Origin of the sequence: Paraburkholderia sp. JHI2823, from assembly GCF_038900695.1 — a bacterium.
GTDB lineage: Bacteria > Pseudomonadota > Gammaproteobacteria > Burkholderiales > Burkholderiaceae > Paraburkholderia > Paraburkholderia mimosarum.
The window spans coordinates 43,908-59,379 of record NZ_JAYMRY010000025.1; the positions used below are offsets into that span (position 1 = coordinate 43,908).

Below are 15,472 nucleotides of genomic sequence, written 5' to 3' on the forward strand. Positions count from 1 at the left end.
TTTCAGGCGCTCGCTTTTTTTCGCTTCAGGCGAGCAGCGCCTGCGCGTCGAGGCACTCCCCGGCCCATGCCTGCGCGAGTGCCTCGCAGCGCCCCACACGTACTGCGCCACATTCGCAGTCGATCACGGTGACGTGGTCCGCTCGACGCGGCCGTGCAGGCCACTGCGTCGTTCGGCCATCGCTGAAGAGCCAGAGATGGCGCGCACGCGCCGGATCGCGGCGCGCGGCCGCCTCCAGCAATTGCGCCGCGCGGGCCATGCCCGCTTCGAGCGGCGTGCCGCCGCCCCCGCCGATGGGCTCGATCCAGCGCTCGTTCCACCAGCGCGGCACCGCGGGCCCGAAACGCAGTTCGGCGCCCGCGCCGCCGAATGCGATCAACGCCACTTCCACCCGCTCGGCGCGGGCGCGATCGAACAAGGCGATCAGCAAGCCCTTGGCGAGCGCAAGCTGGCCGCGCGCCAGCATGGAGGCCGAGCAATCGAGCACGAAGCAATGGATCGCGCCGGTACCCGTGTCGCGCTTCGCGAAGCGAAAATGCTGCGCTTGCAACGGGTCGGCGCGCCTGGCCGCCAGGGTGGGCGGCCAGGCGATACGGGTGCCGTGCCGCGCCATTCGTGCGGCGCCGCTTCCCGGGCCTTCTCGCCGTCGAGCGCCGCCCTGTGAGAAGGCGGCGGCCTTTGCCCGACGGCTCAGCGTTTTTTTGCGGGCAGTGGGATGACGCCCTTGACCGGCCTCGCGGCGACGGGCTGGGGCGCTAGCTCGCCCCAATCGGAATCCGGTGCGGCCATGGCTTGCGCCTGTTTTTCGCCGCGCGCGGGCGGCGGCTCGCCAGCAGACGACGAGCGCTGCGGCTCAGCAGTCGCACGCCGCCGATGCGCGAGCACGCAATCCGCGACCTGATCGACATGTTCCGGATTCACCGCATCCGCGCCTTCGAACGCGGCCAGCGCGCGCGCCGCCCGCAGCATCACGAGGTCCGCGCGCAAGCCGTCCACCGCCGCCTCGATGCAACGCTGCGCTACACGCTCGTGCACCGCATCGCTCCACGCGAGCGCGCCGAGCGCCCCACGCGCCGCCGCGATGCGTTGCGCGAGCGCGTGCTGTTCAGGCGCATGCGCGGCGCAAAAGGCCTGCGGATCGGCGTCGAACGAAAGACGCGCCTTGACGATGCGCTGCCGCTCCGCTGCCGCGTGCGGTGTGCCGAGTTCGACCATCAGGCCGAAGCGATCGAGTAGTTGCGGGCGCAACTCTCCTTCTTCGGGATTCATCGTGCCGACCAGCACGAAACGCGCGTCGTGCGTATGCGAAACGCCATCGCGCTCCACCGTGTTCACGCCGCTCGCCGCCGCGTCGAGCAGCACATCGACGAGCGCATCGGGCAGCAGGTTCACTTCGTCCACGTACAGAACACCGCCATGCGCGCGCGCGAGCAGCCCGGGAGCAAAGCGCACCGCGCTCTCGCGCAGCGCGGCTTCGAGGTCGAGCGTGCCGATCAGCTTGTCCTCGCTCGCGCCGAGCGGCAGCGTGACGAACGCGCCCTCGGGCAAGAGCGCCGCGAGTGCACGCGCCGCCGTCGATTTCGCAGTGCCGCGCGGCCCGCTCACGAGCACGCCGCCGATCGCGGGGTCGATCGCCGCAAGCAGCAGCGCTCGCTGGAGCAGCGCCTGGCCAACGAGTGCGGTAAAGGGAAACGCGGGACGCTGGGACGCTGCGCTCATGGTCCTGATCCTTCCAGTTGTTGCCCGGCTTCGAGCAGACGTTGTTCGAGTTGCGCGCGATGCTCGCCGGGCTCCAGCCAGAGGCCGCGCTGGATCGCTTCGAGCAGGCGCTCGCACACCGCGTGCAGCGCGTGCGGGTTGTGGCGCTGCATGAACGCGCGGGTGTCGTCGTCGTGGACGTAGGCGTTCGCGACCAGTGCGTATTGATGGTCGCCCACCACGCGCGCAGTCGCGTCATAACCAAACAGATAATCGACGGTCGCCGCCATTTCCGCGGCACCCTTGTAGCCATGGCGCTTCACGCCGTCGATCCACTTCGGGTTCACCACACGCGAGCGGATCACACGCGCGATCTCTTCGTGCAGCGGGCGGATGCGCGGCGCGGCGGGATTGCTGTGGTCCGCGTGATAGAGCGTGGGCTGCGCCTGTGAAAAGTGGCGCGCCGCCGCGGCCATGCCGCCCTGAAACTGGTAGTAGTCGTTCGAATCGAGCAGATCGTGCTCGCGGTTGTCCTGGTTCTGCAGGACTACGTCGAGCGTCGAAAGACGTGCGCGAAACGCGTCGCCCGCTTCGTCGCCCGCGCTCTTTTGCGCGTACGCGTAGCCGCCCCAAGCCTGGTACGCGTTCGCGAGATCGGCGTCGGTTTGCCACTGGCGATGGTCGATCATCGACTGCAGGCCCACGCCGTACGCCCCGGGACGCGCGCTGAAAACACGCCAGCCCGCGCGGCGGCGCGCCTCGTCCGCCGCCATGCCGCTCGCGAGGAGCGCGTCGCGTTCCTGCTGCACGCGGGCGCGCAGCGGGTTCTGGTGCGCCGGCTCGTCGAGTTCTGCTACGGCCTGCACCGCCGCGTCGAACAGATGCATGACGTTCGGAAACGCGTCGCGGAAGAAGCCCGATACGCGCAGCGTCACGTCGATGCGCGGCCGGTCTAGCGCCTCGACCGGCATGATCTCGAAGTCGGACACGCGCTGGCTGCCGGCGGCCCACTTCGGCCGCACGCCGATCAGCGCGAACGCCTGGGCGATGTCGTCGCCGCCCGTGCGCATCGTCGCCGTGCCCCACACGGAGAGCCCCACCGCGCGCGGATAATCGCCGTGCTCCTGCAGATGCCGCTCCACGAGTTGCTGCGCCGATTTCATGCCGAGCGCCCACGCGGCTTGTGTCGGTATGGCGCGCGTATCGACGGAATAGAAGTTGCGGCCCGTGGGCAGCACGTCGGGACGGCCGCGCGAAGGCGAGCCGCTCGGCCCCGGCGGCACGAAGCGGCCTTCGAAGCCTCGGCGCAGCTGGCGCATCTCCTCGCGGCCACAAGCGTCGAGGCGAGGCAGCACGTCGTCGCGCAAACGCGCGAGCACCTTGGCCGCGTGCGGCAGCGCCAGCGTTGCCGCATCGTCTCGATCGACCGAACAGATACCTTCGATCAGCGTGGCCGCGACCATTTCCAGACGCTCGCGCGTGTCGCCCGCGTGACGCCACGGCGCGTCGCTCACACCGGCGAGCAGCGGCGGTCGCGGCCCGCTCCAGGGTGCGGCCCAATCCACGGTGGCCGCATCGAGCAGATGATCGATGCGCATGTCGCGCGCCAGTGCGTCGATGAGGCCCGCGTTCGCGCCCTGCCCGTCGCCGCACGCATAGCGGCCGAGCGCGAGCAGCGTGTCGCGGCGCTGCTGCCCTTGCGGCGATGCGCCGAACGTATGCAGACCGTCGCGTATCTGCGCTTCCTTCAGCTCGCAAAGGTAGGCGTCGGCGCGCGTGAGCAGCTCGTCCTCGCCCGCCTGATCCTGCGGTGCCGCCACGCTCAGTTCTTCATGCAGGCGATGCTCGATGATCGTCGCGAGTATGGTCCGGCGCAAAAGTTTCGCGCGGCGCGGGTCCACCATCAATGCTTCGTAATACTCATCGACTTGCCGTTCGAGGTCTTGCAGCGGTCCGTAGTTCTCCGCGCGCGTGAGCGGCGGCATCAGGTGATCGACGATCACGGCCTGGGCGCGGCGCTTGGCCTGGCTGCCCTCGCCCGGATCGTTGACGATGAACGGATAGAGATGCGGCAGCGGGCCGAGCGCCATGTCGGGCCAGCAGGTGTCGGAGAGCGCCACGCTCTTGCCCGGCAGCCACTCGAGATTGCCGTGCTTGCCCACGTGTGCGATGGCATCGATGCCGAACGTCTCGCGCAGCCAGAAGTAGAACGCGAGGTACGCGTGCGGCGGCACGAGTTCGGCGTCGTGATAGTTCGCGTAGGTGTCGTCGCCGCGCGAGCGTGAAGGCTGGATGCCCACGAACACCTGGCCGCAGCGCCAGCCCGCAATCATGAAGCGGCCGCGCCGCACCGTGGGATCGTCTTCGGGCGCGCCCCAGCGCGCGATCAGCGCGTTCTGCGCCTCGACGGGCAACCGCGAGAAGCGCGCGCGATAGTCGTCGAGCGGCAGGCTTTGCCACGCGGGACGCAGCGCACGCGTATCGGGATCGTTGGTCACGCCCTGCGTGAGGATGCGCATGAGGGCGTCGCCGTCTTCCGGCACGTCGGCCACGCGATAGCCTTCGTCGCGCAACATCCGCAAGATGCCGACCACCGAGGCCGGCGTGTCGAGCCCCACGCCATTGCCGATGCGTCCTTCGCTCATCGGGTAGTTCGCGAGCACGAGCGCGAGTTTTTTCTCTTCGTTGCGCAGGCTGCGCAAGCGGCACCAGCGGCGCGCGAGTTCCGCGACGAACGCGACGCGTTCGATATCGGGCTGATAGCGCACGACATCGACTTGCGTCTCTTTGCAGTGGTACGCAAGCCCCTTGAAGCTGATCGCGCGTGTGATCACGCGGCCGTCCACTTCGGGCAGCGCGATATGCATGGCGATGTCGCGCGAGTTCAGACCGTGGTTGTCCTTCACCCAGTCTTCGCGATTGCCGCCGCTCAGGATCACCTGAAGCACGGGGGCGTCGCCGGCCAGGGCGAGCGGCTCGGGGTCGTCTAGCGACGAGGCCGCGAAGGCCGTCGTGTTCAAAACCAGCGCAACATCGTGCTCGGCCGCGAGTTGATCGAGCACGTCGCGGCTCAGCGTGTCCTTGAGCGAAGTGATCGCGAGCGGCAGCGGATTCATGCCGCGTTCGATCAGCGCTGTGATCAGCGCATCGAATGCAGCCGTGTTGGCGGCCTGCAAGTGCGCCTTGTAGAACAGCAGCGCGACGACGGGCGCGCCGGGTTGCCAACGCGCGCGCCATTCGTCGATGGTCGCGACGTCGCGCTGCGGGCAGTAGAGCGCGGCGGCCGGCAGCACGACGGGCGGCGCGGGCTCGCTGCCCCATTCGAATGCGCGCCACGCGAGCGCGCGCAGGAACGATTCGGCGTTGGCCGCGCCACCCTCACGAAGATAACGCCACAGCAGGCGGCAAAATTCGGGCTCGGCGCGGCTCTTCGCGATGAGATTGGGGTCTTCCTGAAGGTCGCCGGAAAACATCGCGAGCAGCTGCCCGCGGCGCTCCGCCAGCGACACGACCTGCTCGATGCCGTACGGCCAGTACGTCTCGCCGCCCAGATGGTCGACCACGACGACGCGCGCGTGCTGCAAGACGTCCTCGACGTAGAAGTCCACCGAGGCGGGCTGGCGCAGATACGTGACGTTCGCGAGCCGCACGCCCGGGAATCCTGCGGGCAGGCGCGGCACGACGCTCGCGAGCAGCGCGAGCGTCGTGTCCGCCGAACTGAGCACGACGATCTCGGCGGGCTGCTGATCGATGCGGATGACGCCCTGCGTGTCGTCGACGAAACCGCCCGGCGTGGTGCGCAGCAAATGCATGTTGCGGCCTCGTGTCGCTCAGCGTTTCGAAGTACGAAGCATTGCGCGATGTGCGCGCGAATGTGCGCTCACTTGGCGCCCGCGGTCTGCACGTTCGCGAGTGCCGCGTCGAACGCCTGCTGCAGCGTCGCGCCATCGAGGTCTTCGCCGATCAGCACGAAGCGGCTCGCGAGCGGCTGCGCCGCGCTTTCCTGCGCGTTCCAGCGGCGGTCGAAATAGCTGTCGAAACGGCGGCCCACGCCTTGCACGACGAGACGCATGGGCGCGCCCGGCAGCGCGGCGAATCCCTTCACGCGATAGATCGTGTGCGCGTCGACGAGTTGTTGCAGCGCCTCGATCACGGTCTCGCGCGAAGCCGCCGCGCCCGACACCACGACCGAATCGAACTCGTCGTGGTGGTGATCGGCATCGTCGGCGGAACCATGATGATCGTGGCGCAGATGAATGCTCTCCTCCGCAGCCGATTCGAGCCCGAGCAGCGTATGCAGGTCGAGCTTGCCGTGCTGCGCGCGCACGATCTTCACCTGCGCCGGCAGTTCTTCGCGCAGCGCGGCGACGAGCGCGTCCTGGCCCGCTTCGTCGAGCAGATCGGTCTTGTTGAGGATGACGAGATCGGCAGACGAAAGCTGGTCTTCGAACAGCTCGTGCAGCGGCGACTCGTGATCGAGATTCGGGTCGGCGCGGCGCTGCGCGTCCACGGCCTGCGGATCTTCGGCGAACTGGCCGCTCGCCGCCGCGGGACCGTCCACGACGGTGACGACCGCATCGACGGTGAACGCGTTGCGGATCGACGGCCAGTTGAACGCTTGCACGAGCGGCTTGGGCAGCGCCAGACCCGAGGTTTCGATCAGCACGTGATCGATCTCACCGCGGCGCTCGAGCAGTTGCTCCATCACCGGAAAGAACTCTTCCTGCACAGTGCAGCACAGGCACCCGTTCGCGAGTTCGTAGAGCTGGCCTTGCGTTTCGTTGCCGTTCTCGTCGCAGCCAATGCCGCAGCCACGCAGAATTTCGCCGTCGATGCCGAGTTCGCCGAATTCGTTGACGATGACCGCCACGCGCAAGCCATCCGCGTGCTGGAGAATGTGACGCAGCAGCGTGGTTTTGCCGCTGCCGAGAAAGCCCGTCACGATCGTGACCGGAGTCTTGCGCATTTGCATGAAGTGCTCCTGTGCCGCCAGGCGACAAGCGGGGCTATGTGTGCGTCGCGTTGGCCGTTCATGAGGGCGTCGTATTGCGAGAACGCACGTCTGCCTGCATGTGCGGTCACGCGTAACGATTCAGACAACCCTGCAGGGACGAACGGCCAGAGACGCACCAGGCCACGCCCGGCTGACGTATGAAAATCACGGACCCGGCACCGCATCCCCGCAGCGCGAATCCCACGTATCTGGCCGGTATCCGGACTGACGAAACGCCGCTTCGCCTTCCCGCGCGAGCGGCCTTGCGGCTGCATCGCGCAGTGGCGTGGACTGCTTGAAGCATGGAAGCGGCTTGCGGCATTCGTTCGAACGCCGCGCTCGTTGTACCGTTGCGGGTGCAGTTCAGGTTGGCCGTGCCCGAGGCGGGATGGCTCCCTGATTCCCGTTTAACTGCGCGCGCAGTATTGAATCGCGCACGCGAGCACCAGAGTGCGTGCGAGTGTAGGCGCGGGGCGTCTGCGCGTCAAGGAAGGCGTGGGCCGCAGGGCCTGTGCTATCGTAGCGCGCATCCGGCAGCGGCCGGGCACGCTCACCTTGCCGCCTGTCTTCTCTGTTCGACTCACGCCTTCGATCGACGCTCTCGCCTGTGAATCTCGCCTCGCCGTCCGCTCCAGTCGAAACCGCAGATGGCGCGCCGCTGCTCGTGGTCGGCATCGGCTGCCGGCGCGGCGTGACGCTAGCGCAAGTCGAGGCCGCGGTGCGCGCCGCGCTCGGCGAGTGGCCGCTCGAGCGGGTAACGGCCGTTGCGACGCTCGACGCCAAAGCCGGCGAGTCGGCATTGCAGGCATTTTGTGCGGCGCATGCACTACCGCTGTGCGCCTACACGCGTGAGCAAATCGCCGCGACATGCACGCAAGCGCCGCCTTGCGCAGCCGCGCAAGCACGGTACGGTGTCGACGGTGTGTGCGAACCGTGCGCCAGGCTCGCGGCCAACGGCGGTCCCCTCGTGCGCAGCAAGATCGCGCTCGATGGCGTAACGGTCGCGATCGCGCAGCACCGCATCGCGAATGTGCCATCGAACACCGCCTCATTCACATCACAAAAAGCCGACACCCGACGATGAAAACCGACCCCGAATCGCACCAACGCATGACGCAACGCCGCCGCGAGGGCCACGAGAAGAAGCAGGCCGCCGCGACGCTCGAAAAAGGCCTTCTGATCGTCAACACGGGCAACGGCAAGGGCAAGAGCACGGCCGCGTTCGGCATGGCCGTGCGCATGCTCGGCCACGGCATGAAGCTCGGCGTCGTGCAGTTCATCAAGGGCGCGCTGCACACGGCCGAACGCGATTTTCTCGGCAGCGTCGCGCACTGCGATTTCGTGACGATGGGCGACGGCTACACCTGGAACACGCAGAATCGCGACGGCGACATCGCCACCGCGCGCAAGGGCTGGGACGAGGCGAAGCGCATGATCGAGAGCGGCGAGTACGCGATGGTGATCCTCGACGAACTCAACACAGTGCTCAAGTACGAGTACCTGCCGCTCGACGAAGTGCTCGGCGTGATCGCGTCGCGCGCGCCGCACGTGCACGTGGTCATCACGGGCCGCCATGCCCCGGAGGCGCTCATCGAGGCCGCCGATCTCGTCACGGAAATGCGGCTCGTCAAGCATCCGTATCGCGAGCAAGGCGTGAAGGCGCAAAAGGGCGTGGAGTTCTAGGCGCATGGGCGCAAAGCTTGCCTGCCCCGCCCTCTTCATCAGCGCGCCCGCCTCGGGCCAGGGCAAGACCACGCTCACGGCGGGCCTCGCGCGCCTGCACCTGCGCGCGGGGCGACGCGTGCGCGTGTTCAAGACCGGCCCCGACTTTCTCGATCCGATGATCCTTGCGCGTGCGAGCGGCGCGCCCGTGCTCTCGCTCGACCTGTGGATGGTGGGCGAAGACGCGTGCCGCAAGTTGCTCGCACAGGCCGCGCGCGAAGCCGACCTCATTCTCATCGAAGGCGTGATGGGCCTGTTCGACGGCACGCCGAGCAGCGCGGATCTTGCCACCACGTTCGGCGTGCCAGTAGCGGCTGTCGTCAGCGCGAAGTCGATGGCACAGACGTTCGGCGCGATCGCGTTCGGCCTTGCGCGTTTTCGGCCCGGGCTGCCGTTTCACGGCGTGCTGGCAAACCGCGTGGGCTCGGCGCGCCATGCGCAAATGCTGCAGGAAGCGCTGCCCGCCGATGCGCCCTGGCTCGGACACGTGGCAAGCGCTGAGATGATGGAACTGCCAGATCGTCATCTCGGCCTGCATCAGGCCCATGAAATCGACGACCTCGACGCGCGTATCGAGCGCGCCGCCGACGCGCTCGCGCAAACCACGCTCGCCGATTTGCCGCCCCCGATCGCATTCACCTATCCTTCGGATAACGTAACGATTCCGCGCCTGCTCGACGGCCGTCATATCGCGATTGCACGCGACGCCGCGTTTTCGTTTCTCTATCCCGCAAACATCGCGTTGCTCGAAACGATGGGCGCGAGCGTGAGCTACTTCTCGCCGCTCGCTGACGAGCCCGCTCCCGCCAACGCCGATGCGATTTTTCTGCCAGGCGGTTACCCGGAGCTTCATGCTTCGATGCTGGCGCGCAATGCGCAGAGCGCGGCTTCGTTGCGTGCGCATGTATCGGCGGGCAAGCCGCTCGTCGCCGAATGCGGCGGCATGCTGTATCTGCTCGACGCACTGACCGACGTGGCAGGCACGCGCACGCCCATGCTCGGCCTGTTGCCCGGCGAGGCGGTCATGCAAAAACGATTCGCGGCGCTCGGCATGCAGCAGCTCGATGGGGCACATGGCGCGCTGCGCGGGCACACGTTTCACTACTCGCGCGTCACCACGCCGGTCGCACCCGCGCTCGTTGCGCGTCACGCGCAAACAGGCGCGCATGGCGAGGCGCTCTATCGCCACGGCTCCATCGCGGCGACCTATATGCACGCTTACTTGCCCTCCAACCCGGCTTTCGCGGCCGCACTCTTTCATGGCACAGCCCTTTGACGAAGCCGACCGCGCGGCGGTCTACCGCGCCATCTACGAGCGGCGTGACATGCGGCACTTCGTGCCCGGACCGGTCGATCCCGCAACGCTCGCGCGCCTGCTGGACGCCGCGCACCATGCGCCCAGCGTGGGCTTCATGCAGCCGTGGCGCATCCTGCGCATCACCGACAAGTCGTTGCGCGAGCAGCTTCACGATACGGTCGAGCGCGAGCGCATCGCCACTGCGGATGCATTGGGCAAACGCCGCGACGAGTTCATGAAGCTCAAGGTGGAGGGCATGCGCGAGTGCGCCGAGGTGCTCGTGGTCGCGCTCATGGACCGGCGCGAAGCCCACGTCTTCGGGCGGCGCACGCTGCCGGAGATGGACCTTGCATCCGTGGCATGCGCGATCCAGAACATGTGGCTCGCGGCGCGCGCCGAAGGGCTCGGCATGGGCTGGGTCTCGATCTTCGACGTCGACGAGGTGCGCGCCCTGCTCGCCATGCCGCCCGGCGCCAAGCCCGTGGCGATACTGTGCGTGGGCCAGGTCGACGCGTTCTATCCGCAGCCGATGCTCGAAATGGAGAAGTGGGCACAGCGCCGGGCGCTCGGCGAATGTGTGTTCGAGAATCGCTGGCCGCAAGACGACACGGCCTCCGAAACCGCCCGGGCGGCGAACGCAACGCCCGGCACATGACGCTAGCTCACGCTTCGCGTGCGTAGCACACGGCTTCGACGTTGTTGCCGTCGGGGTCGATCAGGAATGCCGCATAGTAGTCCGGACTATAGTCGGGACGCAGGCCGGGCTTGCCGTTGTCCTTCGCCCCTGCGCGCAGGCCAGCTTCGTAGAAGCCAACGACTGCCGCTCGGCTCGGCGCCGCGAACGCCACGTGCGCACCGCGCGGCGCGAGCCCCGAGTCGGCGGGTACGGCATGCAGCCAGAGCTTCGGCTCGTCGGGGTGACCGAGTCCCGCATAGGTGTCGTCGCGCATGCACACCACGATACCAAGCGGCGCGAGCAGCGCCTCGTAAAATTGCACGCTGCGTGCGAGATCCTGCACGCGCAATCCAATGTGATCGAACATGAGCGACTCCGGTGATGTCTGCGCGCAGCCGTTGCGGCAGATACGGGCGTCAGCATAGCGCTCGCGGCAACGGCGCGACCTGGGGAAAATTGACCCTGCGCCACGCCCCTCGGCTATTGCGGAACGACCGGCGAGACCGAGAGCACTTCGGGCATCTGCGGCGCTGCTGCGCCCGCATCAGCCGGGCTCTTCAGCTTGACGCGCCATTGCTGCGCGCCCGCGTACGGCAAACGTGCCAGCGCGCCCGCCACGAGATACGGCAGCGCCTGCTGCGCGTCGGCATTGCGGTCGCGCTTGATCGCGCTCACCTTGTAGACCTCGGCGCCATCGGGCAGTGCGAAAAAGCGCAGCGTGAGCGTGTGAACGTAGGGCCGTCCGAACCAGGGGAACGCAGGCCCTTCCGCAGACTCGCAGCCACCATTGCAATCGTTGGCGATGACTTTCACGTCGGCGGGACGCGTGGCCCAGGCCACCGAGACCAGATAGCGTGCCGCCTCGGGCGCTCCAGCCTGGAATCCGCGTTGAGCGAGGCCGTCGCGCAGCAGCGTCTGATACGGCAGTATCTCGCCCGCTTCGGCCTGCGCCGGCGTCGGCGCGAGATGGTAGGTCGCAGGGGCGTTCGCGGCAGCGACGCCCTGGCCGGGCAGTCCGCCGCTCGCCGCGATATCGGTCGTCACGCCCGCGCATCCGGCCAGGGCGCCGAGCAGCGGTAAGAGGCATATCGACAACAGGGTCTTCACGGAACACTCCATCGGGTTGCCGCCGGCGGGCGGCCTGCAGCGTGCGGTTGGGCAATTCGAGCGCGGATCGGGTGCGGCTCGGGTGCGGTTCGAGCCGCCGTGACTCGACCCGCGTGGCTCAAACCGGCGCGTCGAACGCCGGGAGCGACATCGTCACCGTGGTGCCTTTGTCCGGCTCGCTCTCCACGTGCACGTCGCCGCCATGTCGCGTCACGACTGTCTTCACGAACGCCATGCCGAGCCCGGCGCCGCTCAGCTCCGGGCGCGGGCCCGCGTGAAAGCGCCGGAACGGCTCGAACAGCCGCGCCTGGTCTTTCTGCGCAATGCCATAGCCGTGATCGCGGATCGAACAGATCACGTGCGGGGGCTGACGCTCGTCAAGCGCGATGGTACAGACTATGCGCGTATCGGGGGGGCTGTATTTCACGGCGTTGTTCAGCACGTTCATGAGCGCGCGCGTCATCAGCGACCGGTCCGCGTTGATCCAGCCCATCTGCTCACTTTCGAACGCCGTGTCGATATGAATGCGCTTCGCGCGCGCCTGCGGCCAGACTTCGTCGCTCGCGTCGATCACGAGTTCCGCGAGGCTCGTGGGTTCGAGCGCGTAGACCTGCGACTCGGCGCGCGCGAGCTGAACGAAGTCGTCGGCGAGCTCGAGCGAGCGGCGCGCATAGCGCTCGATGCGCTCCATCACGCCGCGCACGGGCTCCGAGGCCAGCGCGCCGCGCTCCCGCTCGGTTTCCACGAGCGCGACGATCGAGGCCTGCGGCGAGCGCATGTCATGCGAGAGCAGGCGCAGCGCATCCTCGCGCTGGCGCTCGGCGTCGTGCAGCGCCGTCACGTCGACGAGACCCGCGATCCAGCCCACCGCCTGCCCTTGTGCGTTCGTGCAGCGTGCGTAGCGCAGCAGGTAGTCGCTGCCGTCGCGCGCGCGCACTTCGACACCCCGTTCCATCAGCTCCGCGAACTCGCTGCGCGCCGGGTCGAGCGGCGCGGGCCAGTTCGCGTGCGCTAACGTCATGGCTTCGGGGCCCGGGTCGATCGGCTTGACAATTGCAAGGTCGCCGAACACATCCTGCATCGCGCGCCCTTCCGCGGCGCCCACGTTCAGACGCGCGAAATACTCGCGCGATGCGTGATTCGCAATCAGCACGACGCCGCGCAGATCGGCGACGAGAATCGGCTCGGGCACGGAATCGAGGCTGTCCCATACGAAGCGGCGCATGTCCTGCAGCCGCTGCGCGGCCTGCGCCATCAGCGCCATCTGCTGGGCGAGCGCGTCGCCCGCGAATTCGCGCCGCGGCGCGCTCGCCTCGGGCAGCAAGTACGGTTCGTCGGCGAGCTGGCGCAACTCCTTGCGCAGATACGCCATGGTCATTTCGAGGCGCCGCCAGCTCCACGCCGGATAGACGATGAGGAGTGCGACGATCGCGGGCACGGGCGGAAGCCAGAGCCGCGCCCCATGCAGCATGCCAGCGCTCGTGCCGAGCGAGACGGCGATCAGGAGCGCGAGCAGCAGCAGCGTGCGCAGCGGCGAGAGGACGAGGAAACCCGCCAGCAGGATCGCGAGCGGCACGAACGAGGCGAGCACGACGGCGAGCGGCGCAACGGGCTGAATGGCTGTGCCGTTGAGCAGCGTATCGAGCACGACCGCGTGAATGTAGACGCCGGGCAGCGGCCCCAGCGTGCCCGAAAGCGGGGTGGCGAAGCGATCGTAAAGCCCCGAGGCCGTGACGCCGACGACCGCCACACGCCCGCGCAACCGCTCGGGCGGTACGCGGCCCTCGAGCACGTCGGCGAACGACACCTTGCGGTACGTTTGCGAATTCGCGCCGAACGGAATCAGGAAGCGCGACTCGCTGCCGGGCGCACCCGCGCGCAGGACCTCGTCGCCGTGCGCGGCCGCGGGCGTGCCGTGTGCAAGCTCGACGGCGCCGCTGCGCACCGCGCGCCAGAGCGGCACCATCAGTTGCGGCCAGCGCTGCCGCGCATCGCCTTCGAAGAGCGCGACGCTGCGCACGATGCCGTCGCTGTCCACTTCGAGGTTGATGTGGCCCATGCCCGCCGCCGCCTCGGCAAGCGGCGCGACCGGGCGCACGGCGTCGCGCTGGCCGGCATCGTCGGCCGGCGTGAGGAGGATGGGCAGGAACGCGGGCCGCGCGCGCAGTGCCTGAGCGAAACGCGCGTCGTCAGGCGACGATTCGGTGAAGAGCACATCGTAGACGACGGCAGCCGCGCCCGCCTTCGCGAGCTGGTCGACGAGCCGCGCGTGCAGCGCGCGCGGCCAGGGCCAGCGCCCTAGCGCGGCGACGCTCGCGTTGTCGATTTCCACCAGCACGATGTCGGGCGACACCGGCAGCGAGCGCGTGGCGAGAAATTGGTCGTACACCAGGTGGTCCGCGCCGCTCGTCAGCTGCCAGATCACGCAGAGCACGACCACCAGCACGCCCGCGCAGCCCACCCCGGCCCACTCGAACAGAAAGCGACGCCCGACGGACCGGCCAAGGCCCGCGGGCGGACTCACGCTCGAGCGGGGCTCCTCCGGCCGCTTCACCAGTCGAGCCTGAACGACTGGACCGGACTCGCCTTCTGATAGTAGCGACCGTTGTCGAACTGCTCGGCGATCACCGTCCAGTAGTAGACGCCCTTCGGCAAATCGCGCACGACGAGCTCGCCCGCCATGATGTCGGTGCGGTCGACGAGCGGCGCGCGCAGATCGGCCGTCGTGCCGAGCACGAAGCGAAAGCGCGTGTGCTGCGCGTTGCGGTCGATGAACCAGCGGAAGGCGAAGTCGCGCGAGCCCTCGATCGCACCCGCGCTCGCGCCGAGCGCGACGCGCCGGCGCTCGAACGCATAGGCGGCCGGCATGCCTTCGAGGCCGCGCTCGTCGATGGCGGCGATGCGCACGAAGTACGTGCCGTCTTCGAGGGCGCCAGTCGATACATGGGGGTCGGCGCTACGCGTGTCGCGAATCATGTCGAGCAGGCCCGCGTCGCGGCCGATCTGCACGCGATAGCCGTGCGCGAGCGCGAGCGGCGCGATATCGAAGGCGACTTCATCGTCTTCCTGCACCTTCGACGGATGCAGAAGCTCGGGGGCGTCGAGCAGCGCGACAGGCGCGCCCGCCGGCTGGCCTGCCAGCGTCAAACTGCCGTGGCGAGCCTCCACGAGCTGCTCCGAAGCGGCGAGCGGCGTGCCCGGCGCCGGTGCAACGGACTTTGCGGATGGGGCCTTGCCGCTACGGCCTTGATGACCGGTCTGGGCGGTTGAATCGGCGTCCACGCCCACCGCGCCATCCAGCACCTCGACCGCAGTCGCGCCTCTGCTGCCGTCGTAGCTCACGCGAAACTGCGTGCCGCGCACGCCGGCTACCACGGAGGGCGAACGGATCTGGAAACGATCGTCCTTCTTCGTGGCATGCGTGACCTCGCTGCGCACCTCTCCGCGCCGCAGGTCGACGATGCGGTCGGTCGCGCCTGTGAGCGCGGTCTGGCGCAGCGTGGCGAGGTCGAGCGTCGTATCGGGCGGCAGCACGATGTGCGAGCCGTCGGCCAGTTCGAACGTGGCGAAACCGTCGTGGCCTGTTTGCACGCGGTCACCTTCCACGAGGCTCATGCCGGCCACGACAGGCAGGAGCGGACCGCCGTGGAACGCATGCTGCACGGTGCCGTTCGCGGCGATCACCTTCGCGCCGAGGCCGTCCTGGCGCAGCAGCGCGACGGGCACGCGCAGCGTCGTTCCCGGCTGCAGGCGGCGCGGCGCGCTCACGTGATTCAGGCGGGCGAGTGTCTTCCAGTCGTCCTGGCTGCGCAGATAGCGCGTAGCGATGTTGTCCAGGGAGTCGCCGGGCCGTGTGACGTAGGTTGTCATTTCGGGCGCCGGCGCCGGTGCGCGCGGCGCGCTCTCGCGCGCACCGGCACTGCGGGCAACGGGAAAGAGCGCGAGCGCGCAGGCAATGAACGGAACTGCAGACGCGCGC

Annotated in this window: 12 protein-coding genes and 1 riboswitch; of the genes, 4 read left to right on the forward strand and 8 right to left on the reverse strand. The window is 68.4% G+C overall.

Going from position 1 to position 15,472, the window contains the following annotated elements; genetic code table 11:
* Positions 1-25: 25 nt before the first annotated feature.
* From VSR34_RS24230 to cobW, 4 genes are all read right to left on the reverse strand, one after another.
* Positions 26-613 (reverse strand): VWA domain-containing protein, encoded by a 588-nt coding sequence (locus VSR34_RS24230; protein ID WP_342963749.1) that lies wholly within the window; start codon positions 611-613, stop codon positions 26-28.
* 77 nt (positions 614-690) lie between these two features.
* On the reverse strand, positions 691-1,719 hold the full coding sequence (locus VSR34_RS24235) for an ATP-binding protein (RefSeq protein ID WP_342963750.1): 1,029 nt from the start codon (positions 1,717-1,719) through the stop codon (positions 691-693).
* Positions 1,716-5,510, reverse strand: coding sequence for a cobaltochelatase subunit CobN (cobN, locus tag VSR34_RS24240; RefSeq protein ID WP_342963751.1), 3,795 nt, complete (start codon positions 5,508-5,510; stop codon positions 1,716-1,718). The genes VSR34_RS24235 and cobN overlap by 4 nt, the downstream gene beginning before the upstream one ends.
* Positions 5,511-5,578: 68 nt before the next feature.
* Positions 5,579-6,670, reverse strand: coding sequence for a cobalamin biosynthesis protein CobW (gene cobW, locus VSR34_RS24245; protein WP_342963752.1), 1,092 nt, complete (start codon positions 6,668-6,670; stop codon positions 5,579-5,581).
* Between the two features lie 214 nt (positions 6,671-6,884).
* A riboswitch (cobalamin riboswitch) is annotated at positions 6,885-7,156 on the reverse strand.
* Between the two features lie 193 nt (positions 7,157-7,349).
* On the opposite strand from cobW, the gene VSR34_RS24250 reads away from it, so the two are divergent.
* From VSR34_RS24250 to bluB, 4 genes are read left to right on the forward strand one after another with little or no spacing between them, the layout of a single operon-like run.
* Complete coding sequence (locus VSR34_RS24250) at positions 7,350-7,775, forward strand: cobalamin biosynthesis protein (protein WP_028210812.1); 426 nt, start codon at positions 7,350-7,352, stop codon at positions 7,773-7,775.
* Positions 7,772-8,374 (forward strand): cob(I)yrinic acid a,c-diamide adenosyltransferase, encoded by a 603-nt coding sequence (gene cobO, locus VSR34_RS24255; RefSeq protein ID WP_342963753.1) that lies wholly within the window; start codon positions 7,772-7,774, stop codon positions 8,372-8,374. The genes VSR34_RS24250 and cobO overlap by 4 nt, the downstream gene beginning before the upstream one ends.
* A gap of 4 nt (positions 8,375-8,378) precedes the next feature.
* Positions 8,379-9,689 (forward strand): cobyrinate a,c-diamide synthase, encoded by a 1,311-nt coding sequence (locus tag VSR34_RS24260; protein ID WP_342963754.1) that lies wholly within the window; start codon positions 8,379-8,381, stop codon positions 9,687-9,689.
* Positions 9,673-10,365, forward strand: a complete 693-nt coding sequence (gene bluB / locus VSR34_RS24265) for a 5,6-dimethylbenzimidazole synthase (protein WP_342963755.1) — start codon at positions 9,673-9,675, stop codon at positions 10,363-10,365. Before VSR34_RS24260 ends, bluB begins: the two co-directional genes overlap by 17 nt.
* Before the next feature lie 7 nt (positions 10,366-10,372).
* Here bluB and VSR34_RS24270 read toward each other — a convergent pair whose 3' ends face one another.
* The 4 genes from VSR34_RS24270 to VSR34_RS24285 all read right to left on the reverse strand — a co-directional run bounded on the left by VSR34_RS24270 (position 10,373) and on the right by VSR34_RS24285 (position 15,363).
* A complete protein-coding gene (locus tag VSR34_RS24270) occupies positions 10,373-10,753 on the reverse strand; it encodes a VOC family protein (RefSeq protein ID WP_028210809.1) in 381 nt (126 codons plus the stop codon).
* Positions 10,754-10,866: 113 nt separating this feature from the next.
* Entirely contained in the window at positions 10,867-11,493 is a 627-nt protein-coding gene (locus VSR34_RS24275; protein WP_051381469.1) for a DUF4136 domain-containing protein, read from the reverse strand.
* A gap of 118 nt (positions 11,494-11,611) precedes the next feature.
* Complete coding sequence (locus VSR34_RS24280; RefSeq protein WP_342963756.1) at positions 11,612-14,017, reverse strand: CHASE2 domain-containing protein; 2,406 nt, start codon at positions 14,015-14,017, stop codon at positions 11,612-11,614.
* Between the two features lie 26 nt (positions 14,018-14,043).
* Positions 14,044-15,363: a FecR domain-containing protein gene (locus tag VSR34_RS24285; protein ID WP_342963757.1), complete on the reverse strand. Its 1,320-nt coding sequence runs from the start codon at positions 15,361-15,363 to the stop codon at positions 14,044-14,046.
* Positions 15,364-15,472: the final 109 nt, after the last annotated feature.

What these genes read in the sequence shown, in the direction of transcription:
- VSR34_RS24260 (WP_342963754.1), top strand. Translation starts at nt 8,379, where the DNA reads ATGGGCGCAAAGCTTGCCTGCCCCGCCCTCTTCATCAGCGCGCCCGCC.
- cobW (WP_342963752.1), bottom strand. Translation starts at nt 6,670, where the DNA reads ATGCAAATGCGCAAGACTCCGGTCACGATCGTGACGGGCTTTCTCGGC.
- bluB (WP_342963755.1), top strand. Translation starts at nt 9,673, where the DNA reads ATGGCACAGCCCTTTGACGAAGCCGACCGCGCGGCGGTCTACCGCGCC.
- VSR34_RS24270 (WP_028210809.1), bottom strand. Translation starts at nt 10,753, where the DNA reads ATGTTCGATCACATTGGATTGCGCGTGCAGGATCTCGCACGCAGCGTG.
- cobO (WP_342963753.1), top strand. Translation starts at nt 7,772, where the DNA reads ATGAAAACCGACCCCGAATCGCACCAACGCATGACGCAACGCCGCCGC.
- VSR34_RS24230 (WP_342963749.1), bottom strand. Translation starts at nt 613, where the DNA reads ATGGCGCGGCACGGCACCCGTATCGCCTGGCCGCCCACCCTGGCGGCC.
- VSR34_RS24285 (WP_342963757.1), bottom strand. Translation starts at nt 15,363, where the DNA reads ATGACAACCTACGTCACACGGCCCGGCGACTCCCTGGACAACATCGCT.
- cobN (WP_342963751.1), bottom strand. Translation starts at nt 5,510, where the DNA reads ATGCATTTGCTGCGCACCACGCCGGGCGGTTTCGTCGACGACACGCAG.
- VSR34_RS24235 (WP_342963750.1), bottom strand. Translation starts at nt 1,719, where the DNA reads ATGAGCGCAGCGTCCCAGCGTCCCGCGTTTCCCTTTACCGCACTCGTT.